The sequence below is a fragment of the Microbacterium sp. bgisy189 genome (genome assembly GCF_057707225.1).
This window is the reverse complement of sequence record NZ_JBYIPT010000023.1, coordinates 1-1,451: the sequence shown is the minus strand read 5'-3', so window position 1 is coordinate 1,451 and position 1,451 is coordinate 1. Positions and strand designations below refer to the sequence as shown.

Genomic DNA, 1,451 nt, shown 5'->3' with positions numbered 1-1,451 from the left:
AGGGCCCCGTCACGGTGCTTGGGCGCGAGCGGCCGGGTGCGCCTCGGGGGTCAGGCGTCGTCCCGCCCGGCGGCGCGGTGGACGAACTCGATGAGGGAGTTCTCCATCTCGGCGCGGGTCTCGGGCTCGTTGTGAACCTCGTGGCGGACGTCGGGGTAGATGTGGAGTTCGACGTCGTGGCCCTTCTCCTCCAGGCGCCGGGCGACCTCGCGCGCACCCTCGCCGTAGTTGGTCACCGGGTCCTCCGCGCCCGCGAAGATCGCGACGGGAACCTGCGGAAGGCGGTCGAAGAAGTCGTCGCCGTTGGCCTGGTCGTACACGTCGACGAAGCCCTGCAGGAACCGGTTGCTCAAGGGGGCGCCGAAGTTATTGAAGGGGTCGCGGCCGTGATCACGGACGACGTCCGCGTTGCGCGCCACCCAGTCCGTCGGGCCGAAGTCCGGGCCGAGGCGGTCGTAGAAGCCGTCGAACAGCTGGCCCACCAACGCATCCGCAGCGGGGGCGGAACCGTCGGCCGCCACGGCAGCCTTCAGGGCCTCGCGATCCAGCGTCGACTCGACACCGCGCATGCCCACGGCGATACCGCCCAGCGCGAGCCCGTCGACCTCGACACCCGGCTGCAGCACCAGCGCCCGCGCGATCATCGACCCCAGGCTGTGGCCGAACACCACGTACGGCAGATCGGGGAACAGCTCCTTGGCCTTCCGGTACAGCGTCACCTCGTCCTGCACGATGACCGTCGCCGACTCGTCACCGGCGTCACCCCACGTCCCCGACTGCATCGCCGTCCGACCGTGACCCGCGTGATCGTCCGCGACCACGACGAACCCCGCATCCACCAGCGCGGCCGTCATGTGCAGGTACCGGCGGGAGTGCTCGCCGAGACCGTGGATGAGCTGGACCACCGCCACCGGCGTGACCGCCGGTTCGTACACCCAGGCCTGGATGGTGTCGGTGCCGTTGTGCGACGTGAACTCGAGTTCGCGCAGAGCCATGCTGACCTCCTCGTCATGCCCCCCGGGCGGGGAGCTCGACGGGCATGACCATACCGTACCTGCCGACAACGGGATGTCCGGCCCCCGACCTCCGTCGCCCACTCGCGGAACTCCCTGTCGCGGGCGCTGAGAGCGGCAGGTACGCGCCCAGCCCGTCCCGAGAGCCGCGTGACCGGGTCCGGACCCGGCGGCCCGGCAGGGTCACCCCCGGTGGGGGGGCCGCGTCCCGCCCGGATCATGTCTGCCGGCCCGCCCCGTGGCACTTCGGACGCTCTGTGCCGGCGCCGGGCGTGCCCGTCCACGCCCGGACGGCCCGCAGAACGTGGACCAGGCCTCGGCATCGCGGCTAAGGAAGGTGAGGCCGGGGTCGATCAGACAGGCGACACGGGACATCACATGGAGAAACGGCGTCCCCGCTCCGGTGCTGCGTGTACCCGACGACGGCCCCCCGGCCGA

General features: G+C 71.5%; 1 protein-coding gene. It reads right to left on the bottom strand.

Features of this window, described 5'->3' with window-relative positions; translation table 11 throughout:
- Positions 1-50 precede the first annotated feature (50 nt).
- Positions 51-995 carry an alpha/beta fold hydrolase gene (locus AC3ENX_RS14570; protein ID WP_035964342.1) on the bottom strand — a complete coding sequence of 315 codons (945 nt, stop codon included), beginning with the start codon at positions 993-995 and terminating at the stop codon, positions 51-53.
- Between the last annotated feature and the right edge of the window lie 456 nt (positions 996-1,451).